21 protein-coding genes and 1 other RNA gene are annotated in these 24,356 nt (G+C 67.1%); 21 read left to right on the top strand and 1 reads right to left on the bottom strand.

Annotation, left to right across the window (positions count from 1 at the left end):
• Positions 1-62 precede the first annotated feature (62 nt).
• The 20 genes from pyrC to ACNKW1_RS08815 all read left to right on the top strand — a co-directional run bounded on the left by pyrC (position 63) and on the right by ACNKW1_RS08815 (position 20,863).
• Positions 63-1,103 (top strand): dihydroorotase, encoded by a 1,041-nt coding sequence (gene pyrC / locus ACNKW1_RS08910; RefSeq protein WP_418364227.1) that lies wholly within the window; start codon positions 63-65, stop codon positions 1,101-1,103.
• A 1-nt stretch (position 1,104) separates the two neighbouring features.
• Positions 1,105-1,539: a hypothetical protein gene (locus tag ACNKW1_RS08905; protein WP_418364226.1), complete on the top strand. Its 435-nt coding sequence runs from the start codon at positions 1,105-1,107 to the stop codon at positions 1,537-1,539.
• A 53-nt stretch (positions 1,540-1,592) separates the two neighbouring features.
• Positions 1,593-2,066, top strand: an RNA gene (rnpB, locus tag ACNKW1_RS08900) — RNase P RNA component class A.
• Positions 2,067-2,557: 491 nt separating this feature from the next.
• A complete protein-coding gene (mraZ, locus tag ACNKW1_RS08895) occupies positions 2,558-3,001 on the top strand; it encodes a division/cell wall cluster transcriptional repressor MraZ (protein ID WP_418364225.1) in 444 nt (147 codons plus the stop codon).
• Positions 2,998-3,936 (top strand): 16S rRNA (cytosine(1402)-N(4))-methyltransferase RsmH, encoded by a 939-nt coding sequence (gene rsmH / locus ACNKW1_RS08890; RefSeq protein ID WP_418364224.1) that lies wholly within the window; start codon positions 2,998-3,000, stop codon positions 3,934-3,936. Before mraZ ends, rsmH begins: the two co-directional genes overlap by 4 nt.
• On the top strand, positions 3,933-4,199 hold the full coding sequence (ftsL, locus tag ACNKW1_RS08885; protein WP_418364223.1) for a cell division protein FtsL: 267 nt from the start codon (positions 3,933-3,935) through the stop codon (positions 4,197-4,199). Before rsmH ends, ftsL begins: the two co-directional genes overlap by 4 nt.
• Complete coding sequence (locus tag ACNKW1_RS08880; RefSeq protein ID WP_418364222.1) at positions 4,196-5,962, top strand: peptidoglycan D,D-transpeptidase FtsI family protein; 1,767 nt, start codon at positions 4,196-4,198, stop codon at positions 5,960-5,962. Before ftsL ends, ACNKW1_RS08880 begins: the two co-directional genes overlap by 4 nt.
• On the top strand, positions 5,959-7,464 hold the full coding sequence (locus ACNKW1_RS08875; RefSeq protein WP_418364221.1) for a UDP-N-acetylmuramoyl-L-alanyl-D-glutamate--2,6-diaminopimelate ligase: 1,506 nt from the start codon (positions 5,959-5,961) through the stop codon (positions 7,462-7,464). The genes ACNKW1_RS08880 and ACNKW1_RS08875 overlap by 4 nt, the downstream gene beginning before the upstream one ends.
• Entirely contained in the window at positions 7,461-8,879 is a 1,419-nt protein-coding gene (locus tag ACNKW1_RS08870) for a UDP-N-acetylmuramoyl-tripeptide--D-alanyl-D-alanine ligase (RefSeq protein ID WP_418364220.1), read from the top strand. Before ACNKW1_RS08875 ends, ACNKW1_RS08870 begins: the two co-directional genes overlap by 4 nt.
• A gap of 1 nt (position 8,880) precedes the next feature.
• Entirely contained in the window at positions 8,881-9,969 is a 1,089-nt protein-coding gene (mraY, locus tag ACNKW1_RS08865; protein ID WP_418364219.1) for a phospho-N-acetylmuramoyl-pentapeptide-transferase, read from the top strand.
• Entirely contained in the window at positions 9,966-11,366 is a 1,401-nt protein-coding gene (murD, locus tag ACNKW1_RS08860) for a UDP-N-acetylmuramoyl-L-alanine--D-glutamate ligase (RefSeq protein ID WP_418364218.1), read from the top strand. The genes mraY and murD overlap by 4 nt, the downstream gene beginning before the upstream one ends.
• On the top strand, positions 11,363-12,595 hold the full coding sequence (ftsW, locus tag ACNKW1_RS08855) for a putative lipid II flippase FtsW (RefSeq protein ID WP_418364217.1): 1,233 nt from the start codon (positions 11,363-11,365) through the stop codon (positions 12,593-12,595). The genes murD and ftsW overlap by 4 nt, the downstream gene beginning before the upstream one ends.
• Complete coding sequence (murG, locus tag ACNKW1_RS08850; protein WP_418364216.1) at positions 12,592-13,662, top strand: undecaprenyldiphospho-muramoylpentapeptide beta-N-acetylglucosaminyltransferase; 1,071 nt, start codon at positions 12,592-12,594, stop codon at positions 13,660-13,662. Before ftsW ends, murG begins: the two co-directional genes overlap by 4 nt.
• Entirely contained in the window at positions 13,659-15,074 is a 1,416-nt protein-coding gene (gene murC, locus ACNKW1_RS08845; RefSeq protein WP_418364215.1) for a UDP-N-acetylmuramate--L-alanine ligase, read from the top strand. Before murG ends, murC begins: the two co-directional genes overlap by 4 nt.
• Positions 15,071-15,985 carry a D-alanine--D-alanine ligase gene (locus tag ACNKW1_RS08840; RefSeq protein ID WP_418364214.1) on the top strand — a complete coding sequence of 305 codons (915 nt, stop codon included), beginning with the start codon at positions 15,071-15,073 and terminating at the stop codon, positions 15,983-15,985. Before murC ends, ACNKW1_RS08840 begins: the two co-directional genes overlap by 4 nt.
• The gene (locus ACNKW1_RS08835; protein ID WP_418364213.1) at positions 15,978-16,844 is read left to right on the top strand and encodes a cell division protein FtsQ/DivIB; all 867 of its coding nucleotides are present in this window, start codon (positions 15,978-15,980) and stop codon (positions 16,842-16,844) included. The genes ACNKW1_RS08840 and ACNKW1_RS08835 overlap by 8 nt, the downstream gene beginning before the upstream one ends.
• Complete coding sequence (ftsA, locus tag ACNKW1_RS08830; RefSeq protein ID WP_418364212.1) at positions 16,841-18,070, top strand: cell division protein FtsA; 1,230 nt, start codon at positions 16,841-16,843, stop codon at positions 18,068-18,070. The genes ACNKW1_RS08835 and ftsA overlap by 4 nt, the downstream gene beginning before the upstream one ends.
• Positions 18,071-18,211: 141 nt before the next feature.
• On the top strand, positions 18,212-19,354 hold the full coding sequence (ftsZ, locus tag ACNKW1_RS08825; protein WP_418364211.1) for a cell division protein FtsZ: 1,143 nt from the start codon (positions 18,212-18,214) through the stop codon (positions 19,352-19,354).
• A 320-nt stretch (positions 19,355-19,674) separates the two neighbouring features.
• Positions 19,675-20,601, top strand: coding sequence for a UDP-3-O-acyl-N-acetylglucosamine deacetylase (gene lpxC, locus ACNKW1_RS08820; protein WP_418364210.1), 927 nt, complete (start codon positions 19,675-19,677; stop codon positions 20,599-20,601).
• A gap of 73 nt (positions 20,602-20,674) precedes the next feature.
• Positions 20,675-20,863, top strand: a complete 189-nt coding sequence (locus ACNKW1_RS08815) for a hypothetical protein (RefSeq protein WP_418364209.1) — start codon at positions 20,675-20,677, stop codon at positions 20,861-20,863.
• A gap of 108 nt (positions 20,864-20,971) precedes the next feature.
• Here ACNKW1_RS08815 and ACNKW1_RS08810 read toward each other — a convergent pair whose 3' ends face one another.
• On the bottom strand, positions 20,972-21,475 hold the full coding sequence (locus ACNKW1_RS08810) for a DciA family protein (RefSeq protein ID WP_418364208.1): 504 nt from the start codon (positions 21,473-21,475) through the stop codon (positions 20,972-20,974).
• 42 nt (positions 21,476-21,517) lie between these two features.
• Between ACNKW1_RS08810 and secA the strand changes: the two genes are divergently transcribed.
• Positions 21,518-24,253, top strand: a complete 2,736-nt coding sequence (gene secA / locus ACNKW1_RS08805) for a preprotein translocase subunit SecA (protein ID WP_418364207.1) — start codon at positions 21,518-21,520, stop codon at positions 24,251-24,253.
• Positions 24,254-24,356 lie beyond the last annotated feature (103 nt).

The following is a 24,356-nucleotide window of genomic DNA, read 5'->3' as shown; positions in this document are numbered from 1 at the left end:
GTGGCCACGGCCCGGAAGTCCGCGCGAAAGCCTATAATTCGGCCACCCAACAAGGAATTGCCATGCAATCGATCACTCTTGTCCGTCCCGACGACTGGCACCTCCATGTGCGGGACGATGCCGCGCTCGAAGCCGTCGTGCCGCACACCGCGGCGCGCTTCGGCCGCGCACTGATCATGCCCAACCTCAAGCCGCCGGTGACGAGCACTGCGCAGGCCCTGGCGTACCGCGAGCGCATCCTCGCTGCGGTGCCGGGGGCGGCGTTCGAGCCTCTGATGAGCCTGTACCTCACCGACAATCTCGATCCGGACGAGATCGACCGGGCGCAGGACAGTGGGCGCATCGTCGCCTGCAAGCTCTACCCGGCGGGTGCGACCACCAACTCCGACGCAGGCGTGACGGCGATCGACAGGATCTATCCGGTGCTCGAGCGCATGGAGAAGCGGGGCATGGTGCTGTGCGTGCATGGTGAGGCGACCGGCGCGGAGGTGGATGTGTTCGACCGCGAGCGCGTGTTCATCGAGCGTACCTTGTCGCCGCTGGTACGACGCTTCCCAGGGCTGAAGGTGGTGTTCGAACACATCACCACCTCGGAGGCCGCACAGTTCGTGCGCGCGGCGGGGGCCAATGTCGGAGCGACCGTGACTGCGCATCATCTTCTGCTCAACCGCAACGCGATCTTTGCGGGTGGCATCCGGCCGCATCATTACTGCCTCCCGGTGCTCAAGCGAGAAACGCATCGCGAGGCGCTGGTGGCGGCGGTGACTTCGGGCAATCCCCGTTTCTTCCTCGGCACCGACTCCGCGCCGCATGCGCAGAGCACGAAGGAGAACGCCTGCGGCTGCGCCGGCTGCTACACCGCGCATGCGGGTATCGAACTGTACGCCGAGGTGTTCGAGGCTGCGGGGGCGCTCGAGCGCCTGGAGGCCTTTGCCAGCCTGAACGGACCGGCGTTCTATGGCCTGCCGCCCAATGCAGGTACGATCACGTTGCGTCGAGAGCCGTGGAGCGTGCCCGCAAGCTATGCCTACCTTGGTGCCGATCCGCTGGTGCCGCTGCGTGCGGGTGAGCAGGTGGTTTGGAAGCTCGTCGAGGGAGCGTGAGATGCGTGCCAACCGCAAGATTCTGACCCGTGTACTGGCCGCGCTCGGCCTGGTCGCTGCGCTCGCTGGCTGTGAGAACAGCGCCACCGCATACATGATCGACGGCAGCCAGCACGCGCTGATCCTGGTGCGCGAGCAGAAGTTCTTCTGGGACGACGAGCTTCGCCAGGCGGTGGTGGTTTCCCGTCTGCCTGCTTGTCAGAAGCGCATCCGCATCCATCCGGGTTCGACCGAATTGGTGGAAATGCGGGTCTATCAGGCGGGCGACATGCTGTGGGCCTTGCAGCAGGGTGCGCGTTGGTATCTGGCGGGCACCGAGGAGTGTCGCCTGCAGGACTGGGACAACCCTGGCAACCAGCCGCCAGGCGCCTTGGTCGGCAGCTTCATGCTCAAGGAAGGCCAGCCGGTCTTCGTTGCTGCGCCGCCTGCAAACTGAACGCTGCATCTCGAGCACACGCCCGGGGCCGTGGCTGCGTATAATCCACGCGGGAAGTTCGCCAGGCAGTCGCTGCGCACCGCGTTGTGCGTGGAGGAAAGTCCGGGCCCCGCAGAGCAGGATGCCGGCTAACGGCCGGGCGCCGTGAGGCGACGGAAAGTGCAACAGAGAGCAGACCGCCGATGGCTCGGACTCGGCCGCCGCAAGGTGGAAAGGTCCATATTGAAGAGTTCGCTCTTCAATGGAGATCAGGCAAGGGTGAAACGGTGTCGCGGCGTGCGCAAGCGCGGCGCGGGCCGGCGCGAAAGTGCCGGCAGGTAAGAGCTCACCGCAGGACTGGCAACAGGACTGGCACGGCAAACCCCATCCGGGGCAAGGCCAAATAGGGGAGCATTGGCGTGGCTCGCGTCGCTCCCGGGTAGGCTGCTAGAGCGCCGTGGTGACACGGCGCCCAGAGGAATGACTGCCCGACATTGCCGGCTTGCCGGCGTGTTCGACAGAACCCGGCTTATCGGCGAACTTCCCAATCGCCTCGCCGCTTCTTGGTCATTCCCGCTTCGGCGATTCCCGCTTCGGCGATTCCCACTTCGGCGATTCCCACTTCGGCGATTCCCACTTCGGCGATTCCCACTTCGGCGATTCCCACTTCGGCGATTCCCACTTCGGCGGCCGTATTCCTGGCCGCTCGTGCGGCGCGGGCGGTCCGCTGCTGCGCGCGACGCACATGAGCAGCCTTTTCGCGTTCCTCCTGCGCCGTTTTCAGGCTTGCTGCCCCACTTTCTCCCACAGGGGCTTCGCGGCGTTCAGGTTGAGGCCGAACTCGAGCACATTTTCCATCCCCTTTGATTTTGCAGGATTTATTGCACGATTTCGGCCGTGCGTTAAGTCATTGTGTCACAAAGAGATTCCCAGGTTGCTGCCTTGACCATGCAAGGCCTTTCCACTAAAGTGGGATCAAGTGGAAAAAAGTGGGAAAAAGTGTCGAGTCGATGCTTTTCCGATGCCGCCAGGGGGTGTGATGTTTCAGGGAGCTGCCGCGCTCAATCTCGATGCGAAGGGTCGTCTTGCGATCCCGGCGCGGCATCGTGACGCCCTCACCGCCGAGAGTGGTCAGCTCGTGCTCACGGCGCATCCTCACGGCTGCTGCCTCGTCTATCCGGTGCCTGCCTGGGAGCCGATCCGAGACCAGGTGCTTGCCGCGCCAGGGCTCGATCCACGCTCGGCGATGCTCAAGCGCCTGCTCGTGGGCTTTGCCCAGGAAGAGTCGCTCGATGCCGCTGGCCGCGTGCTGGTTGCACCCTCGCTGCGCAAGTTCGCGAAGCTCGAGAAGCAGGTCTGGCTGGTCGGTCAGGGAACCCATTTCGAGCTCTGGTCGGACGAGGCTTGGGAGAAGCAGCAGCAGGCGATGCTCGATCTGGTCGCGACCGGGCTGCCGCCGGGTTTCGAGAGCCTGGCGCTGTGACGGCCGCGCAGGTTCACGTCAGCGTCCTGCTCGCCGAGGCAGTCGACGCGCTCGCGATCCGTGCCGACGGAATTTACGTCGATGGCACGTTCGGGCGCGGCGGTCATAGCCGTGCGGTGCTCGAGCGGTTGGGGCCGCATGGCCGGCTGATCGCATTCGATCGCGATCCGATGGCGATTGCTGCGGGAAGGGCGATCGAAGATGCCCGACTGACGCTGGTGCACTCCGCCTTCAGCGCGCTGGACGAAGCGTTGAGCGGGTTGCAGGTCGAAAAGGTGGACGGTGTGCTGCTCGATCTGGGGGTGTCCTCACCCCAACTCGATGAGGGCGCCCGGGGTATGAGCTTTCGCTACGACGCGCCGCTGGACATGCGCATGGATACGAGCCGCGGGCAGACCGTGGCGCAATGGCTGGCGGAGGCCTCGGTCGGCCAGATCACGGAGGTCATCAGGGATTATGGAGAGGAACGGTTTGCTCATGCGATTGCAAAGGCGATTGCAGCTGCTCGGGCAGGGGGGGCTGTCGCAACCACTGGACAACTTGCCGCGCTCGTGGAAAAGGCGGTCCGCACGCGCGAGCCGGGGCAGCACCCTGCGACACGCACCTTCCAGGCTCTTCGGATTTTCATCAATCAGGAGCTCGAGGAGCTGAGTCGTGTGCTGCCGGCCTGCGTGGCGCGCCTCGCACCCGGCGGGCGTCTGGCCGTGATCAGCTTTCATTCGCTGGAAGACCGCATCGTGAAGCGTTTCATGCGTGACGAGTCGCGCCCTCCGGTGTTGCCGAGGCGTCTCCCGCTGCGGGCGGCCGACCTGCCTGCGCCGCGGCTGCGGTTGCTCGGCAAGGCGATTCGCCCCACGGAGCAGGAGGTCGAGGCCAATCCGCGTGCACGCAGTGCGGTGCTGCGGGTGGCCGAGCGCACGGAGGCGCCGCAATGATCCGCGTCGATGCCGTCCTGGTCGCACTCGTGGTTTCCAGTGCGCTTGGCGTAGTGGCCGCGCAGCACAAGGCGCGCCAGCTCCACGCTGAGTACGAGCGCGAGCAGGCGCGCGCGCAGGCACTCGAGGTGGAGTGGGGGCAGTTGCAACTCGAGCAGAGCACCTGGGCGACGCACGGCCGCGTCGAAAAGCTGGCGCGGGAGAAACTGGGCATGCGCCTGCCGCCTGCCGGGCAGGTGATGGTCGTGGAGCCGCAGTCATGAAGAAACAGCGTTCGGTCACCTTCAACCACAATCCCTTGCTCAAGCGCGAGCTTCCGGCCTGGAGGCCGCGGCTGGTTATGCTCGCGCTGATGGGCTGCTCGCTCGCCCTTGCAGGGCGTGCGCTCTACCTGCAGGGAATCCATCACGACTTCCTGCAGGCAAAGGGTGAATCGCGCTACGCGCGTACGCTCGAGGTGCCTGCCACGCGTGGCCGCATCACCGATCGTCACGGCGACATCCTTGCCGTGAGCACGCCGGTGCGTGCGGTGTGGGCGCTGCCTTCGGACGCGCGGTTTGAGCCCGCGCAGGCGCGCGAGCTTGCGCGCATGCTCGAGATGGACGTGAATGAACTGAACCGGCGGCTGGCTTCCGGGCGAGATTTCGTCTATCTGAAGCGTCAGGTTCCACCCGAGGTGGCCGCGCAGATCGCGGCCCTGGGGCTACCGGGAATTCATCAGGAGCGGGAGTACCGTCGTTACTACCCCGGCGGCGAGGTGATGGCCCACCTGATCGGCTTCACGGACGTCGAGGACAAGGGTCAGGAGGGCATCGAGCTTGCGTTCGAAAAGCGCCTGGCGGGTCAGGCGGGTGCACGCCGCGTGATCAAGGATCGCCGCGGCCGGATCGTCGAGGACGTCGAGCCGATCCGCTCGCCGCGCGACGGGGAGGACCTTGCGCTGTCGATCGACGGCAAGATTCAATACCTGGTGTGGTCGGCCCTGCGTGACGCGATGCACGAGCACAAGGCCAAGGCGGCCTCTGCGGTGGTGCTCGACACGCGCACGGGCGAGGTGCTGGCGCTGGTCAATGCACCGACCTTCAACCCCAACAACCGCTCCGGGCTGACGGGCGCGCAGCTGCGCAACCGGGCGTTCACCGACTCCTTCGAGCCCGGTTCGGTGATGAAGCCCTTCATCGCCGCGCTCGCGCTGGAGCGCGGCAAGGTGCGTGCCGATACCGCGATTGATACCGGCAACGGGCGCATGACCATCGGTGCCGCCACGATTTCTGACACCAAGCGCCATGGCGTGATGACCGTGTCCGAGATCGTGCAGAAATCTTCGAACGTCGGCACGGTGAAGATGGCCCAGCAGTTCAGCCCTGACGAGATGTGGCACCTGTTCGATCAGCTCGGCTTCGGCGCGGCGCTGAATCTTGGTTTCCCCGGAGAGACGTCCGGACGTGTGCGGCCGGCCAAGAGCTGGCGCCCCATCGAGCAGGCTACCATGTCGTATGGGCATGGCATTTCCACGAGCCTGATCCAGATGGCGCGCGCCTACATGGTGTTCGCCCGCGACGGTGAACTCGTGCCGCTGTCGCTGACTCGCGTCGACGGCCTGCCGTCTTCGGGCAGGCGCGTGTTCTCGAACGAGACTGCGCGCCAGATGCGCGCCATGCTGCACCTGGCGGCAGGCCCCGGCGGAACTGCGCCCAAGGCACAGGTGCCCGGATACACCGTCGCAGGCAAGACCGGCACCGCGCACAAGCTCGAGGATGGCCGCTACGCGCGCAAGTACATTTCGTCCTTTGTCGGCTTCGCGCCGGCGAACAATCCGCGCATCGTGGTGGCGGTGATGGTGGACGAGCCCTCGGCAGGCCAGTACTTCGGCGGCGCGGTGGCTGCGCCTGCGTTCTCGCGCATCGCCGAAGGCGCGCTGCGCACGCTGGGCGTTGCGCCCGATGTGCCGCTGACGCCGCTGCAACTGGCCCGGCGCAGCGCCGCGGATGAGCCGGCCGCTGAGGTCTCTCGGGAGCGCATGTGAGCACCGAACGGGCCCTCGCCCTGCTCGAGCGCCTGCGTGCAGCGGGTGTGGCAGCAACCGACATCACCGCCGATTCGCGCAAGGTCGTGCCCGGCTGCATCTTTGCGGCCTGGCCCGGTGTTCGCACCGACGGACGTCGCTATCTTGCCGACGCTGCGGCGCGGGGCGCAGCCGCGCTGCTGTGGGAAGAGGGCGATGGATTCGTCGCCAGCGGCTTTGGCGTTCCCGCCTTCGGGGTGCAGGGGCTGCGCGAGCTGGCGGGATTTCTGGCGAACGAGATCCATGACCAGCCGTCCTCTTCCCTCTGGCTGGCCGGGGTGACCGGCACCAACGGCAAGACCACGGTGAGCCAGATGCTGGCGCGCGCCTGCGGCGAGTTGGGTGAGCGCTGCGGCGTGGTCGGCACGCTGGGCTGCGGTTTCCCCGATGAACTCGAGGAAGGTCTGAATACCACGCCGGATGCGCTGGAACTGCATCGCTGGTTCGCGCGCTTTCGCGCCGCCGGCGCGTCGTCTGCTGCGATGGAAGTGTCCTCGATCGGGCTGGATCAGGGCCGTGTGAACGGCGCTCGCTTCGATGTCGCAATCTTCACCAACCTCAGTCGTGATCACCTCGACTACCACGGCACCATGGACCGGTATGCGGAGGCGAAGAGCCGGCTCTTCAGTCGACCCGAGCTCCGTGCGTCGGTGATCAACATCGATGATGCCTTCGGCCTGGTCCTTGCGCGCCGGCTGGTTGACCAAGGGGGTAGCGTCATCGCGTGCACCCGCTATGGCGCGAACCTGACCGCCGTTCCCGGTGCGCGGGTTCTGCTCGCTGACCGCCTGCAGGCTGCGCCCGCAGGCTTGCGTTTCACGCTGGCTTGGGAAAGTCGTGAGGCCGAGGTGAACGTGCGCATGGTCGCTCCGTTCAACGTTTCCAACGTCGTCGCGGTGGCTGGCGCCCTGCTTGCGCGCGGCGTCAGCTTTGACGATCTGGTTCCGGTGCTGTCGCGCCTGGTTCCTCCGCAGGGGCGCATGCAACTTGTGGGGGGCGTCTGCGAGCCGCTGGTGGTGGTCGATTATGCGCACTCGCCGGATGCGCTGGCCAAAGTACTCGAAGCCTTGCGCGGGACCGTGCATACGCGGCGCGGAAGGCTGGTGTGCGTGTTCGGTTGCGGCGGGGACCGCGATCCGGGCAAGCGGCCGCTGATGGGGGAGATCGCCCGCAACCTGGCCGACCGTGTCGTGGTCACCAGCGACAACCCGCGTTCGGAGGACCCGCTGCGGATCATCGATGCCATCGCGGCCGGCGCAGGTGCCGACGCGGAGCGGATCGTCGATCGTGCGCAGGCGATCGTGCGCGCGATCGTGGAGGCGGGGCCGGACGATGTCGTGCTCCTCGCCGGCAAGGGGCACGAGCCCTATCAGGAGGTCCTCGGGGAGCGCCTGCCGTTCTCCGACATCGAGCAGGCCCGCAAGGCACTGCGCGCCTGGCACGTAAAGGGGGGCGAGCGATGATGAGCCTGCACGACGCGGTACGGGCGCTGGTCGCGCACGGCGCACGCCACGTGGGTTCGGCTCGCTTCGAGCGCGTGGGCACGGACAGCCGCTCCGTCGTTCCGGCGCAGCTCTTCGTCGCCTTGCGCGGAGAGCGTTTCGACGGACACACATTCCTGGCGGCTGCGGCCCGCGCCGGCGCGGCTGCGGCGATGGTGGATGCGGCCTGGGCCGCGGCCAATCCCGATGCCGGTGAAGGTCTGCCCCTGCTGATCGTCGACGACACCCGGCGCGCGCTCGGCACGCTGGCTTCTGCCTGGCGCGCGCGCTTCGCGCTGCCGGTGATCGGCGTCACCGGCAGTAACGGCAAGACCACGGTGAAGGAGATGTGTGCCGCGATCCTGCGCGCGCAGGCGCACGCGGACGGCTACGGCGATGAGTCCGTGCTGGCGACGCGTGGCAACCTGAACAACGACATCGGGCTGCCGCTGACCCTGCTCGAGCTGCGCGACTTCCACCGTGCGGCGGTGGTGGAGATGGGCATGAACCACCCAGGCGAGATCGGCTACCTGAGCGGGCTCGCGCAACCCACCGTGGCCCTGGTCAACAACGCCCAGCGCGCCCACCTGCAGGGGCTGGGCAGTGTCGAGGACGTCGCCCGCGAGAAGGGCGCCATCTACGGCGGCCTTGGCGCCGCGGGCGTGGCGGTGGTCAACGCGGACGACCCGCATGCGGCGTACTGGCGCGGTATCAACGAAGGCCGCGCGATTGTGACATTCGGTATCGAGCACGCGGCCGATGTCCGCGGCCGGTGTACCCTCCGCGGCCTCGGTTCGCGGCTCGAACTCGACAGCCCGCAAGGGTGCGTGGAGTTTGCCCTGCAGGTGCCGGGACTGCACAACGCACACAACGCGCTCGCTGCCGCAGCGACGTGTCTCGCGGCAGGCGCCGGGCTCGATGCGGTGATCGAAGGGCTGAGCGGTTTCGCGGGCACCCGCGGCCGGCTCCAGCGTCGCGAGGGCCCCCGGGGCGCGTTGATTCTGGACGACAGCTACAACGCCAACCCGGATTCGGTGCGGGCGGGGATCGACGTGCTCGCGGCGACGCCCGGCAACACCTGGCTCGTGTTGGGTGACATGGGTGAGGTCGGTGAGACCTGCGCCCAGGTGCACGACGAAATCGGTGGCTATGCGAAGAGCAAGGGCATCGACGGCCTGTTCGCGCTGGGCGACATGAGCACGGTGGCGGTACGCAACTTCGGTGAGGGCGGGCGTCATTTCGCCTCGCCCGAAGCACTGGTCGGCGCGCTCGCGCTGCGGCTGAATGCAGACTCGGTGGTGCTGGTGAAGGGCTCGCGATTCATGCGGATGGAAAGGGTGGCGGATCTGCTCGCTGCGATGCAGGGCCCAACCCCTTCGGAACACGGCGGATCCTGAAATGTTGTTGGAAATTGCACTCTGGCTTGGCCAGGACATCCGGGGCTTCAACGTCTTTGGCTACATCACGCTGAGGACGGTGCTCGCGGCGCTCACCGCGCTGGCGATCTCGCTGATTGCGGGGCCCGGCGTCATCCGCTGGCTCGCCGCCAAGAAGATTGGCCAGGCGGTGCGTGATGATGGCCCGAAATCCCACCTCACGAAGGCGGGGACGCCGACCATGGGCGGCGCACTGATCCTGATCGCGATCGGCATCACGATGCTGCTGTGGGGCGACCTGAAGAACGATTACGTGTGGGTGACCCTGTTCGTCACTCTCGGCTTCGGTGCGGTGGGCTGGGTAGATGACTGGCGCAAGGTGGTGCATCGCGACCCGAAGGGGCTGGCAAGCCGGTGGAAATACCTGTGGACCTCGGCGATTGCGCTCGCTGCGGCCATCTACCTCGGCCTTACGGCGAGCACGCCGGCCGAAACCGAGCTGATCGTGCCCTTCTTCAAGGCGGTCGCCTATCCGCTGGGCATCTTCGGCTTCGTCGCGCTGACCTATTTCGTGATCAACGGTACCAGCCATGCGGTGAATCTCACCGACGGTCTGGACGGGCTGGCGATCATGCCCACCGTGATGGTGGCGGGTGCGCTGGCGATCTTCGCCTACGTGGCCGGTCATGCCGGGTTCGCCAAATACCTGGGTGTGCCCTACGTGGCCGGTGCCGGTGAGCTGGCGGTGTTCTGCGGTGCGATCTGCGGCGCCGGACTTGGTTTCCTGTGGTTCAACGCCTATCCAGCCGAAGTCTTCATGGGCGACGTCGGTGCGCTCGCGCTCGGTGCCGCGCTCGGCACGATCGCGGTGATCGTCCGCCAGGAGATCGTGCTCTTCATCATGGGCGGCCTGTTCGTCGCCGAAACCCTCTCGGTGATGTTGCAGGTGCTGTACTTCAAGGCCACCGGCGGCAAGCGCATCTTCCGCATGGCCCCCCTGCATCACCACTACGAGCTGGGCGGCTGGAAGGAGACGCAGGTCGTGGTCCGCTTCTGGATCATCACCATCATGCTGGTGCTGTTCGGGTTGTCGACGCTGAAACTGAGATGAGCGCACTCACGGGCAAACATGTTCTCGTCCTCGGGCTCGGTGAATCGGGCCTCGCCATGGCGCGCTGGTGCGCGCTGCGGGGTGCGCGCCTGCGCGTGGCGGACAGCCGTACTGCGCCGCCGGGGCTGGATGCACTGCGGGCGGATGCGCCGCTGGCCGAGATCGTTACCGGGTCGTTCGGTGCCGAGGTGCTGGATGGCATCGAGTGCATTGCCCTGAGCCCGGGCCTTGACCCCCGTACCGGCGTGGCGGCCGAGGCGCGCCGCCGCGGGTTGCCGCTTACCGGTGAGATGAGCCTGCTCGCCCAGGCGCTCGATGAGCTGGGCGTGCGCAAGCAGACGCGTATCCTCGCCATTACCGGCACCAACGGCAAGACCACCACCACCGCGCTGACCGCGGCGCTCGCCCGCTCCGCCGGCGTCGACGCGGTTGCGGCCGGCAACATCAGCCCGGCTGCGCTCGACGTGCTGATGCAGCGCCTCGAGATCGGTGCCGAGCTGCCGGAGTGCTGGGCGCTCGAGCTTTCGAGCTTCCAGATCGAAACCATGCGGGGCCTGGACGCCGAGGCGGCCACCGTGCTCAACATCACCGATGATCACCTCGACCGCTACCGCGACCTCGACGAATACGCTGCCACCAAGGCTGCGATCTTTCAGGGCGAGGGCGTGCAGGTCATCAACCGCGAGGATCGGCGCGTCGCGGCCATGGCCCGGCCGGGGCGGCGCGTACTCTCCTTCGGCGTCTCCGCGCCGAGCGCCGATGCCGAGTACGGTCTCGCCGATGTCGATGGGGCGCCGTGGCTGATGCGCGGCGGCGAACGCCTGCTTGCGCTGGCCGATCTTCCGCTCGCCGGGCGCCACAATGCGGCCAATGCCCTCGCCGCGCTCGCCCTGTGCGAGGGCGGGCTCGGGATCGCGCCGCGCCGCCTCGTGCCCGGCCTGATCGCCTTCTGCGGCCTGCCGCACCGGGTCGAACGGGTGGCGGAGCGTACCGACGGAGTGCGCTTCTACGATGACTCCAAGGGCACCAATGTCGGTGCAACGGTCGCCGCGCTGGCCGGAATGGATTGCCCCGTGGTGCTGATCGCCGGCGGCGACGGCAAGGGGCAGGATTTCACGCCGCTCGCGCCCGTGCTCGCGCAGCGCGGGCGTGCGCTGGTGCTGATCGGACGCGATGCCGCGCGCATCGAGGCGGCCGTCGCAGGGTGTGGCGTTCCCCTCGAGCATGCGCAGGACCTGGAGGCTGCGGTGCTGCGTGCCAACGCGCTTGCGTGCGCGGGCGATGTCGTACTGCTGTCGCCTGCCTGCGCCAGCCTGGACATGTTCCGCAACTACGCGCACCGCGCCGAGGTCTTCGTCGCTGCGGTACGCCGTCTGCCGGGGGTGAGTGCCTCATGAAACTCGCGGGCGGCTTCTCCGGGCTCTTCCACCGCGGCAGTCAGGCGCCGGACCCCGCACGCTCGGCGGCAGGGCGGCTCGCGCGGCAGGCTTCCGCGCCGGCGCGCGAACTCGACCTGCTGCTGATCTGGTCGACGGTCGCGCTGCTGCTGCTGGGCTTGGTCATGGTCTATTCGGCATCGATCGCGATCGCCGAGGGGAGCCGCTTCACCGGTCATCAGTCGCACTATTTTCTCATGCGCCACGCGGTCTTCCTCGCCGTAGGCATCGGCCTGGGACTGGTCAGCTTCCAGTTTTCGATGGCGCGCTGGCAGCAGCTGGCCCCCGCGCTCTTCGTCGCCGGCGTGGTGCTGCTGGTCGTGGTGCTGATCCCGGGGGTAGGGCGCGAGGTCAATGGTGCGCAGCGCTGGCTGTCGCTCGGGCCGGTGAACATGCAGCCCTCGGAGCTGATGAAGATCTTCGCGGCGCTGTACGCAGCCGACTACACCGTGCGCAAGCTCGACGTGATGGGAAGCTTCATCAAGGGCTTCCTGCCCATGCTCGTAGTGATCCTGTTCGTAGGCTTCCTGCTGCTGCGCGAGCCGGATTTCGGCGCCTTCGTCGTCATCACTACCATCGCCTTCGGGGTGCTGTTCCTCGGTGGCCTCAACGTGCGGGTGTTCGGCCTGCTCGCGGTGCTCGCGCTGATCGGCTTCGTGATCCTGATCTGGACCTCGCCGTATCGCCGCGACCGCATCTTCGGTTTCATGGACCCGTGGCAGGACGCCTTCGGCAAGGGCTACCAGCTCTCGCACTCGCTGATCGCCTTCGGGCGCGGGGAGTGGTTCGGGGTCGGCCTCGGCGGCAGCGTGGAGAAGCTGTTTTACCTGCCCGAAGCGCATACCGACTTCCTGCTCGCGGTGATCGCCGAGGAGCTCGGCTTCGTCGGTGTGCTCACCGTGGTGGTCCTGTTCGCCCTGATCGTGCAGCGAGCCTTCCTGATCGGCCGTGAGGCGATCAAGCTCGAGCGCTACTTCTCCGGGCTGGTGGCGCAGGGTATCGGCCTGTGGATCGGCGTGCAGTCCTTCATCAACATGGGCGTCAACATGGGGCTTCTGCCGACCAAGGGCCTGACCCTGCCGCTGATGAGCTTCGGCGGTTCGGGCATCGTGGCCAACTGCGTCGCGCTCGGCATCCTGCTCCGTGTCGACTGGGAGAACCGACAGCTCATGCGCGGAGGCCGTGCATGAAGACGCTGATGGTGATGGCCGGTGGCACGGGTGGCCACATCTTCCCCGGGATCGCGGTGGCAGAGGAACTGCGCGCACGCGGCTGGCGCATCGTCTGGATGGGCAACCCGGATGGCATGGAGGCGCGCATCGTCCCCGCGCGCGGCTATGAAACCGCCTGGGTGCGCTTCGGCGCACTGCGTGGCAAGGGGCTGGTCCGTAAGCTGCTGCTGCCGCTGAACCTGCTGCGCGGATTCTGGCAGGCGCTGCGCGCGCTGCGTCGTGTGCGCCCCGACGTGGTGCTCGGCATGGGCGGCTACATCACCTTCCCGGGCGGCATGATGGCGGCACTGCTCGGCCGCCCGCTGGTGCTGCACGAATCGAATTCGGTCGCGGGGCTCGCCAACCGGGTGCTGGCGAAGGTCGCCGACCGCGTGCTGAGCGGGTTCCCCGAGGTGCTGGAGAAGGCGGAGTGGCTGGGCAATCCGGTGCGTGCCGACATCGCTGCGGTGGTCCCGCCCGCAGAGCGCATGGCAGGACGCGAGGGGCCGCTGCGCGTGCTCGTGGTCGGTGGCAGCCTGGGGGCCGCGGTGCTCAACGAGACCGTACCGCAGGCGCTGCTGCGGCTTCCCGCAGAGCAGCGTCCGGTGGTCGTGCACCAGGCGGGCGAACGCCAGATCGAGGCCTTGCGCGCAGCCTATGCACGCGCCCAGGTCGAGGGCGACCTGCGGCCCTTCATCGCCGACATGGCGGCGGCTTATGCCGACGCCGATCTGGTGATCTGCCGCGCGGGCGCGCTGACCGTGGCGGAACTCGCCGCGGCGGGTGTGGCCAGCCTGCTGGTGCCTTTCCCGCATGCGGTGGATGACCACCAGACCGGCAACGCGCGCTTCCTCGCCGACCGCGCGGGCGCCTACCTGCTACCGCAGTCCGAACTCACGCCCGAGCGTCTGGCGGGCATCCTCGCCAGCCTCGATCGCGGCCGACTGCTGCAGATGGCCGAGAACGCCCGGGCGCTCGCCAAGCCGCTCGCCGCAGTGGCGGTTGCCAACGCATGTGCCGAACTGGCCGGTGGAGTACAGCAATGAAGCATAAGGTGCGGAACATCCATTTCGTCGGCATCGGCGGCTCCGGCATGAGCGGCATCGCAGAGGTGCTGGCCAACCAGGGCTACCGTGTGAGTGGCTCCGATCTCGGCGACAACGCCGCCACCCGCCGCCTGCAGAGGATGGGGGCGCGGGTCGTGCGCGGCCACGACGCCACCAATGTCGATGCGGCAGACGTGGTCGTCGTCTCCACGGCCGTGAAGGCGGACAACCCCGAAGTGCTCGCGGCGCGCGCCCGCCAGATTCCGGTGGTGCCGCGCGCACAGATGCTCGCCGAGCTGATGCGCTTCAAGCATGGCATCGCCATTGCGGGAACTCACGGCAAGACCACCACCACCTCGCTGGTCGCGAGCATTCTGGCCGAGGGCGGCATCGACCCCACCTTTGTGATCGGCGGACGCCTCAATGCAGCCGGTGCCAACGCCCGCCTGGGCAAGGGCGACTACCTGGTGGCGGAGGCGGACGAATCCGACGCCTCCTTCCTGCTCCTCAATCCGGTGATCTCGGTGGTGACCAATATCGACGCCGATCACATGGACACCTATGGCCACGACTTTGGTCGCGTCAAGCAGGCCTTCGTCGATTTCCTCCAGCGCCTGCCCTTCTATGGCGTGGCGGTGCTGTGTGCGGACGACCCGAACGTGCGCGAGATCATGCCCCGGGTCGCGAAGCAGATCGTCCGCTACGGCTTCTCGCCGGAAGCCAATATCCGCGCCGAGAACGTGCGCGCGGAGGGCGGGCGCATGCTGTTCGATTGCGTGCGCGTCAATGGCACGACCAGCCGGCTGGCGATCGAGCTGAACCTGCCCGGCATGCACAACGTGCTCAACGCGCTCGCCGCAATCGCGGTGGCGACCGAGGTGCAGGTGCCCGATGCAGCGATCGTGAAGGCGCTGGCGGATTTCCGCGGCGTTGGCCGCCGCTTCCAGCGCTACGGCGAGGTTGCGCTGCTGGACCAGGACGGTGACGAGGCCGGCAGCTTCACCCTCATCGACGACTACGGGCATCACCCGGTGGAGATGGCAGCGACCATCGCCGCGGCGCGCGGTGCCTTCCCGGGCCGCCGCCTGGTGCTCGCCTTCCAGCCTCACCGCTACACGCGCACACGCGACTGCTTCGAGGATTTCGTGAAGGTTCTGTCCACCGTCGACGGTCTGCTGCTGGCCGAGGTCTATGCCGCCGGCGAGGCCCCGGTCGTCGCCGCGGACGGCCGCTCGCTGGCGCGTGCGATCCGCGTGGCGGGCGCGGTCGAGCCCGTCTTCGTCGAGGACATCGCCGACATGCCGCGCATGATCCTGTCCGCCGCGCGCGACGGCGATGTCGTCATCACCATGGGCGCGGGCAGCATCGGCGCAGTGCCGGGCAAGCTCGCCAGCATCGAGGAAGCAGCGTGAAGGCCCGGTTCGGAAAGGTTGCGGTGTTGTTCGGCGGCTCCTCCGCCGAGCGCGAGGTTTCGCTGATGTCGGGCAGCGCGGTGCTCGCGGCGCTGCAGGCGGCGGGGGTGGATGCGCACCCCTTCGATCCCGCCGAGCGTGATCTGCACATCCTCAAGGAAGAGGGCTTCGAGCGCGTGTTCATCGCCCTGCATGGCCGTGGCGGCGAGGACGGCACGGTGCAGGGCGCGCTGGAGCTGATGGCGATCCCATACACCGGCAGCGGCGTCATGGCTTCGGCCCTGTCGATGGACAAGTGGCGCACCAAGATGGTGTGGCTGTCCGCCGGCCTGCCCACGCCGCGCTACGCCATCCTGGAGCGCGATACCGACTGGGATGCGGTGGTGACCGAGCTCGGCTTGCCGATCTTCGTCAAGCCCGTGCATGAAGGGTCGAGCATGGGCGCGACCAAGGTCACCGAGCCGGGGCAACTGCGCGCGGCGTGGGAACTTGCCGCGGGTTACGACAGCCTGGTGATCGCCGAGGAGTTCATCGTCGGCGACGAGCTCACCGCGCCCTTCCTCGAGGATCATGCCTTGCCGCTCGTGCGTATCGTCGCGCCGGACGGCAACTACGATTACCAGCACAAGTACTTCACCGACGACACGCGCTACGATTGCCCCTGCGGCCTGCCGGCCGAGCAGGAGGCCGCACTGCAGGCGCTGGTGATGAAATCTGCGCGGGTGCTGGGCTGCCGCGGCTGGGGGCGTGCCGACCTCATCCTCACCACCGATGGCCGGCCCTATCTGCTCGAGATGAACACCTCGCCGGGCATGACCGGTCACTCGCTGGTGCCGATGTCGGCCCGCGTCGCCGGGCTGGACTTCACCGCGCTGTGCCTGCGGATTCTGGAAGGAGCTCGCCTTGGCTGAGATCCAGGCCCGCCCTGCCTCGATCCGTTCCGCCCGTTCGGCGGCAGCGGGCGGTGCGCGCCCGCGCGCCGGGCAGGAGAAGGGCCTGTGGCACCGTCCGGCCTTGCTGAACCTGATCTCCGACCTGCTCACCCTTGCCGCTGCGGTCGCGCTCGGCTGGGCGCTGGTGACCTGGTTCCTTTCGCGTCCGCTGTTTCCGCTGCGCGAGCTGGTGGTTGCGACCAAGCCCGCACAGGTCACCGAGGAGCAGCTCGAATACGCCGCCCGTCTCGCCGTGCAGGGAAATTTCTTCACGGTCGATCTCGCCGCGGTGAAGGCGACCTTCGAGAAGCTGCCCTGGGTGCGCAAGGCCGAGGTGCGCCGGCGCTGGCCGGATGCGCTCGAACTGCGCCTGCAGGAGCACGAGGCCGTCGCCTACTGGACCGTGTCCGACAGTGGCGAGGCGCGCCTGGTTAACCGCCAGGGCGAAGTGTTCGTCGCCGCCAGCAATGGGGACATGCCTCAGTTCGACGGCCCGCAGGGGTCCTCGCAGTGGCTGCTGGCGCGCCATCACGAGTTTTCCAGCATGCTCGAGCCGCTGGGCGTGCGCCTGGTCGGACTGGCGTTGTCTGCACGCGAAGCGTGGCAGCTGCAGCTCGACAATGGCATGACCATCGTGCTCGGCCGCGAGCGTGACAAATCCCCGCTGGCCGAGCGGCTGCAGCGCTTCATCGCCGTGTGGCCGCGGGTGCAACAGGAAATCGACATCGACATCAGGCTGGCGGATCTGCGCTACCCGGGTGGGTTCGCGCTGACGCCGGCCGACGCCTCGGTACTGCAACAGGCCGAGCCCTCCTCCGGCAGGAAAGGCAGGAAATGAGCAAGGAATACAAAGAATTGATCGTCGGTCTGGACATTGGCACGGCCAAGATCACCTGCATGGTGGCCGAGGTGAAGCCGGACGGCAGGCTCAACGTGATCGGCCTCGGCACGCAGCCGACGAACGGCCTCAAGCGCGGCGTGGTGGTCAACATCGAGGCCACGGTCGACGCGATCTCGCGCGTGGTGCAGGAGGTCGAGGTCATGGCCGACTGCAAGATTGCCGAGGTCTATACCGGGATCGCGGGCAGCCACATCAAGAGCTTCAACTCCAGCGGCACGGTCGCGATCAAGGAGAAGGAAGTCTCGACCATGGACGTGGAGCGCGTGATCGAGGTTGCGCGCGCGATGCCGATCCCGGCCGAACAGCAGATCCTGCATATCCTCACGCAGGAGTTCATCATCGACGGCCAGGGCGGCGTGCGCGAGCCGATCGGCATGAGCGGCGTACGGCTCGAGGTGAAGGTGCACATCGTCACCGGCGCGGTGTCCGCGGCGCAGAACGTGATCAAGTGTGTGCGCCGCTGCGGGCTGGAGGTCATGGACCTGAGCCTGCAGCCGCTCGCCTCCAGCCATGCGGTGCTGACCGAGGACGAAAAGGAGCTCGGCGTGTGCATGGTCGATATCGGCGGCGGCACCACCGACATCGCGGTGTTCACGCAGGGCGCGATCCGCCACACCGCAGTGATACCGGTCGCGGGCGACCAGATCACCAACGACATCGCGATGGCGCTGCGCACGCCGACCTCCGAGGCCGAGGAGATCAAGATCCGCCACGGCGTGGCGATGCATCAGATGGCCGACCCCGAGGAGATGATCGAGGTCCCCGGGGTGGGCGATCGCCCGCCGCGCAAGCTCTCGCGCCAGGCCCTGGCCGACGTGATCGAGCCGCGCGTCTCCGAGCTCTTCGAGCTGGTGCAGGCCGAGCTGCGCCGCAGCGGCTACGAGGAGCTGCTGTCCTCGGGCATCGTGCTGACCGGCGGCTCGTCGGTGATGCGCGGCATGGCCGAGCTGGCGGAGGAGGTGTTCCACATGCCGGCGCGGGTTGGCGCGCCGCAGTACGACGGTGGTCTGGCGGACGTGGTGTGCCAGCCGCGCTACGCCACCGCGATGGGCTTGGTGATGGAAGGTGCCGCACAGCGGCGCAGGGGCATCCAGGCGCGGGAGACGCGCAGCATTAAACAGGTTTTCGGGCGCATGAAGGCGTGGTTTGAACGTAATTTCTGAACCGTGCCGGGTGCGCAAGTCATTTTGAATGAATGCTGGATCATCGCAGGTTATTTAGTAGTAGACTTCGCGGAAAATACTAGATGCAGGCAGATCGGCGTTCGGTGTTGAGCAGGACCGTCAATTCAGGAGGCGAGGCAAATGTTTGAAATCGTTGAGAAGGAACCGACCGGGACCGTGATCAAGGTCATCGGCGTCGGCGGCGCTGGGGGGAACGCGGTCGATCACATGATCCGCGAGGGGGTGAAGGGCGTGCACTTCATCTCTGCCAACACCGACGCCCAGGCGCTCAAGCGCTGCCTGGCGCCGGTCAAGGTTCAGCTCGGCAACACCGGTCTCGGTGCCGGCTCCAAGCCCGAAGCGGGCCGTGCGGCCGCGCAGGAGTCGCGCGAGGACATCGCCGCGGTGCTCGAAGGCGCACACATGGTGTTCATTACTGGCGGCATGGGCGGTGGTACCGGCACCGGTGCAGCGCCCGTGGTGGCCGAGATCGCCAAGGAGATGGGCATCCTGACCGTCGCGGTGGTGACCAAGCCGTTCGACTTCGAGAACCGCATCCGTGTCGCCGAAAGCGGCGTCGAGGAGCTGACCCGCCACGTCGATTCGCTGATCGTGGTGCTCAACGACAAGCTGCTCGATGTGTATGGTGACGACGCCGGCTTCGAGGAGTGCTTCCGCTCCGCCGACAACGTGCTGCGCTCGGCGGTGGGAGGCATCGCCGAGATCATCAACGTCCCCGGTCTGGTCAACGTCGACTTCCAGGACGTACGCACCGCGATGGCCGAGATGGGCCGTGCGATGATGGGCTCGGCCGAGGCCGCCGGTCTGGACCGCGCCCGCATCGCAGCCGAACAGGCCGCCGTGTCGCCGCTGCTCGAGGGCACCGAGCTCTCCGGCGCGCGCTGCGTGCTGATCAACATCACCGCCAGCAAGTCGCTGAAGATGTCCGAAGTGCGCGATGCAGTGAAGACGGTGCAGGCTTTCGCCGCGCCCGAGGCCTTCGTCAAGTACGGCACCGTGTTCGAGGACGCCATGGAAGACCGTATCCGCATCACCGTCGTGGCTACCGGGCTCGGTGCGCCGCGCGCGGCGCGCCAGCCGGTCATGCAGGTGGTGCAGGGCACGGGCACCTACGGTCCGTCCATGGGCGGCAACGTCGACATGAACAGCCTGGACGTGCCGGCCGTGATCCGCAACCGCCGCAGCTCGACGGTCGAGGCCATGAGCACCAGCGGTGTCGGCACCTACGACATCCCGGCTTTCCTGCGCCGTCAGGCCGACTGAGCTTCGTCCGTGGGCGTGGGAGCAGGAGTGCAGTGCGAGTAGGAGCAGGAGTGGGCCCGGCCGTGAAACCGCCTCGTTCGCGGGCAGGCCCCGCTCCCGCGCAGCGCGCGCCTGCGCCAGGTTGACGCTGCCGCGATGTGTGCAGAGACGTCCCCGAAAACCCGCATCCAGACCGAAGCCTCCGGTCCGGTTGCGGGTTTTTCGCTTTATGGTTGCTGCTTTGCAACATCCGCTTTCGCAAGAGCCGTTCCGTATCGGAGCGATAGCCGGGACCTGCCGGGGGTGCGTGATAAAATCCGCGTTCGCAAAAGGAAAAGACCATGATCAGGCAGCGCACCCTCAAATCCATCGTCAAGGCCACGGGGGTCGGTCTGCATGGCGGGCGCAAGGTCAACCTGAGCCTGCGCCCGGCGGCGCCCGACACCGGCATCGTCTTCCACCGCATCGACCTGGATCCCCCTCTGACCCTGCCTGCTGACCCCTATTCGGTATGCGACACGCGCATGTGCTCCGGGCTGGAAAAGGGCGGGCAAAAGGTCGGCACGGTCGAGCACCTGATGTCCGCGCTTGCAGGCCTTGGCATCGATAACCTGCACGTCGACGTCGACGCGCCCGAGATTCCCATCCTTGACGGCAGCTCGGCGCCTTTCGTTTTCCTGCTTCAGTCCGCGGGCATCGAAGAGCAGAAAGCGGCGAAGAAATTCCTGCGCGTGAAGAAGCCTGTCGAGTACGTCGAGGGCGACAAGTGGGTGCGGCTGGAGCCGTACGACGGTTTCCGTCTCTCCTTTTCCATCGTCTTCAACCACCCCGCAATCGACTCGACCTCGACCAAGGTCATGATCGACTTCGCCGAACACTCCTATGTCCGCGACGTCGCGCGGGCGCGCACCTTCGGCTTCATGCAGGACGTGGAGTTCATGCGCGCCAACGGGCTCGCGCTGGGCGGCAGCCTGGAGAACGCGATCGTGATGGACGAGTACCGCGTGCTCAATGCCGAAGGGCTGCGCTACGGGGACGAGTTCGTAAAGCACAAGGTGCTGGACGCGATCGGCGACCTGTACCTGTGTGGCCACCCCTTGCTTGCGGCGTACTCCGCCCACAAGGCGGGGCATGCGCTGAACAACCAGATCCTGCGCGTGCTGCTGGAAGACAAGGAAGCCTGGGAGATCGTCAGCTTCGAGCGAGAAGCCGTCACGCCGGCCGCCGTCTCGCACCAGTTCGCACCCCTGGGCCACGCCTTCGCATGACGATGCGCATGCGCACAGTCGGTTGCTGCATGAAACGAAACGCTCGTCCCGCGGCGCCGGGAGGCGCCCCGGCATGCTGATCATGCGCCTGCTCCTGCTGCTGGCAGTGCTCGCGATCGGCGGCTCGGTGATCCTGTGGCAACTCACCGGCAACCCGCGCTACAAGGCCTGGGCGTGGAAAGCCTTTCGCGCTGCGGTCGTGCTCATCTTCGTGTTTCTGTCCCTGTTCGCGATCGAGCGCATTCTGGCGCCGATGATCTAGTCTTCCGCTGTCGTGACTGCCGAGTTGTGTGGTGATCAGCGGGCGCGTATGGTGCCGGTCAGCCACTTCCCATGCCTGAGCGCCGCGGCCGCGGCCGCAGCGGGCGCGTCATTGCGTTCGGGCGCGGCGTGCGAGGCGCTCGATCGCGCTGCGCAGCTCGGAGTCGGCGGGTAGCGAGGCGGCGAAATCCGCGAGGTGGTCGAGGCTGGCGCTGGAGAGCTTGCGCTGCGTGGCGGGGCGCTCGGGAGGGGGCATAGCGTCGGGGCTGAGAATGCGCACCTTGATGCCCTGCACGCTATGGCCCGCCATGCGCAAGTGCTCGGTCAGGCGGGGCAGGATCTGCTTGAGACGCACTGCGGCGGCGGCCGTCTGCGCGAAGACCACGAGATGCTCGTCCTTGAGGTTGCCCACCCGGTACTGCGCGATGGCCTGCGCCGGCAGGGCGGTGGCGAGCGCGGACTCCAGCGCGGTTTGCAGGCGGCGCAGCCGGCTGGCGTGGTCCTGCAGCCGGGCGAGGGTTTCGCCGCTGCCAAGAAAGCGTCGTAGCGGATTGCTCATGTAGGGCGAGGCGCGGTCCCGATGGAGGCGCGATGAGGTGCATCGGATTGCCATGATAAACTCCCGCCTTTGCCGAATCGACCTCGACCCCAAAACATGATCTCCGGCCTGCTCAAGAAGATTTTCGGTAGTCGCAACGACCGCCTCATCCGCCAATACAAAAGCACCGTGCGCAAGATCAACGCGCTCGAGCCGGCGATGGCCGCCCTGTCCGACGAGGCCTTGCGTGGCAAGACCGCGGAGTTCCGCCAGCGCGTGGCCGACGGCGAGACGCTGGACGCCCTGCTGCCCGAGGCTTTCGCGGTGGTGCGCGAGGCCGGCAAGCGGGTGCATGGCATGCGCCACTTCGACGTCCAGCTCGTTGGCGGCATGGTGCTGCACAACGGCAAGATCGCGGAGATGCGCACCGGCGAGGGCAAGACCCTGGTCGCGACCCTGCCGGCCTACCTCAACGCGCTTGGCGGCAAGGGCGTGCATGTGATCACGGTCAACGACTATCTGGCCAGTCGTGACGCGGAGTGGATGGGGCGGATCTACGGTTTCCTCGGCCTGACCACCGGCTGCAACCTGTCGCGCATGCCGCACGACGAGAAGCAGGCCGCCTACGCAGCCGACATCACCTACGGCACCAACAACGAGTTCGGCTTCGACTACCTGCGCGACAACATGGTCTATGCGGCCAATGAGCGTGTGCAGCGCGGGCTCAACTTCGCGATCGTCGACGAGGTGGACTCCATCCTCATCGACGAGGCGCGCACGCCGCTGATCATCTCGGGGCAGGCCGAGGATCACACCGAGCTCTACCTCAAGATGAATCAGGTCGCGCCCATGCTGAAGAGGCAGGAAGGCGGGCTGGACGACAAGGACGCGGTGCTCGAGCCCGGCGACTACACCGTCGACCTCAAGGCCAATCAGGTGCTGCTTACCGAGCAGGGCCACGAAACCGCCGAGCAGATCCTGGTGCGCATGGGCATGCTGGCCGAAGGCACCAGCCTGTACGACCCGGGCAACATCCTGCTGGTGCACCACCTGTATGCCGCGCTGCGTGCGCACGCCCTCTACCACAAGGATCAGCAGTACGTGGTGCAGAACGGCGAGGTGGTGATCGTCGACGAGTTCACCGGCCGCCTGATGGCCGGCCGGCGCTGGTCGGACGGCCTGCACCAGGCGGTCGAGGCCAAGGAGGGTGTGCGTATCCAGGCCGAAAACCAGACCCTGGCCTCGATCACCTTCCAGAATTACTTCCGCATGTACGGCAAGCTCGCCGGCATGACCGGCACGGCCGACACCGAAGCCTACGAGTTCCAGCAGATCTACGGCCTCGAGACGGTCGTTATCCCGACCAACCGCCCGATGCAGCGCAAGGACGGGAACGACAAGGTCTACCGCACCGCGAAGGAGAAGTGGGATGCGGTGATCGAGGACATCCGCGGCTGCGTCGAGCGCGGCCAGCCGGTCCTGGTGGGCACCACCTCGATCGAGACCAACGAATTCCTCGCTGCGGAACTGAAGAAGGCGAAGATCGCCCACCAGGTGCTCAACGCCAAGCAGCACGACAGCGAAGCGCAGATCGTCGCCCAGGCCGGTCGTCCGGGCATGGTGACCATCGCGACCAACATGGCCGGTCGCGGCACCGACATCGTGCTCGGCGGCAACATCGAGAAGCCGGTTGCTGCCGTGCGCGAGGATGCGAACCTGTCCGACGCCGACAAGGAGGCGAAGATCGCCACCCTGCGCGCCGACTGGCAGAAGGTGCACGACCTGGTGATCGCCAACGGCGGCCTGCACATCATCGGTACCGAGCGCCACGAGTCGCGCCGCATCGACAACCAGTTGCGCGGCCGCGCCGGCCGGCAAGGGGATGCGGGTTCCAGCCGCTTCTATCTGTCGCTGGAAGACCCGCTGATGAAGATCTTCGCCGGCGAGCGCCTGAACGCGATCATGGTGCGGCTGAAGATGCCCGAGGGCGAGGCCATCGAGCACGCCATGGTCACGCGCTCGCTCGAGTCGGCGCAGCGCAAGGTCGAACAGCGCAACTTCGATATCCGCAAGCAGTTGCTCGAGTACGACGACGTCTCCAACGACCAGCGCAAGGTGATCTATCAGCAGCGTAACGAACTGCTCGAGAGCGAGGACATCTCGGATACCGTCCGCGCGATGCGTCAGGGCGTGCTGCACGAGATCTTCCGCCGCTACGTCCCTGCCGACAGCGTGGAGGAGCAGTGGGAGATCCCCGCACTGGAACAGGCGCTGCTCGGCGAGTGCCAGTTGCGCGTGCCGGTGGGTGAATGGCTGAAGGCCGAGCCCAGCCTGGACGACGACGCCATCCTGGAGCGCGTCATTCAGGCCGGCGAGGAAGCCTACGCCGCCAAGACGGCGATCGTCGATCCGGCGGCTTGGCACCAGTTCGAACGCAATGTGATGCTGCAGAGTCTGGACAACCATTGGCGCGAGCACCTCGCCGCGCTGGACCACCTGCGCCAGGGCATCCACCTGCGCGGCTATGCGCAGAAGAACCCCAAGCAGGAGTTCAAGCGCGAGGCCTTCGAGTTGTTCGAGTCCTTGCTGGACACCGTGCGCGCCGACGTCACCAAGATCCTGATGACGGTGCAGATCCGCACCGAGGCGCAGCTCGAAGAAGCCGAGAAGCCGCAGCAGGTCGAGAACGTGCAGTATCAGCATGCCGACTATGACGAGGCACTGGGCACGGGCGATGGCGAGAAAGGAGCGGCGCAGCCGCAGGTAAACGCCGGCCCCAAGGTCGGGCGCAATGATCCCTGCCCTTGCGGCTCGGGCAAGAAATACAAGCACTGCCACGGTAAGCTCAGCTGAGCCGGGCCCGGGGAGGACGACTGTCCGCGCCGGGTAAGGGTGTGAGCGAACGAGGGGGGCGGTTCCGGAAGGAGCCGTCCCCCTCGTTCGTTCAGGCACGCGG

Origin of the sequence: Thauera sp. WH-2 (assembly GCF_048321015.1) — a bacterium.
Classification (GTDB): Bacteria; Pseudomonadota; Gammaproteobacteria; order Burkholderiales; family Rhodocyclaceae; genus Thauera.
Note: the sequence above shows the minus strand (reverse complement) of the source record. Positions and strands in the feature narration are given on the sequence as shown.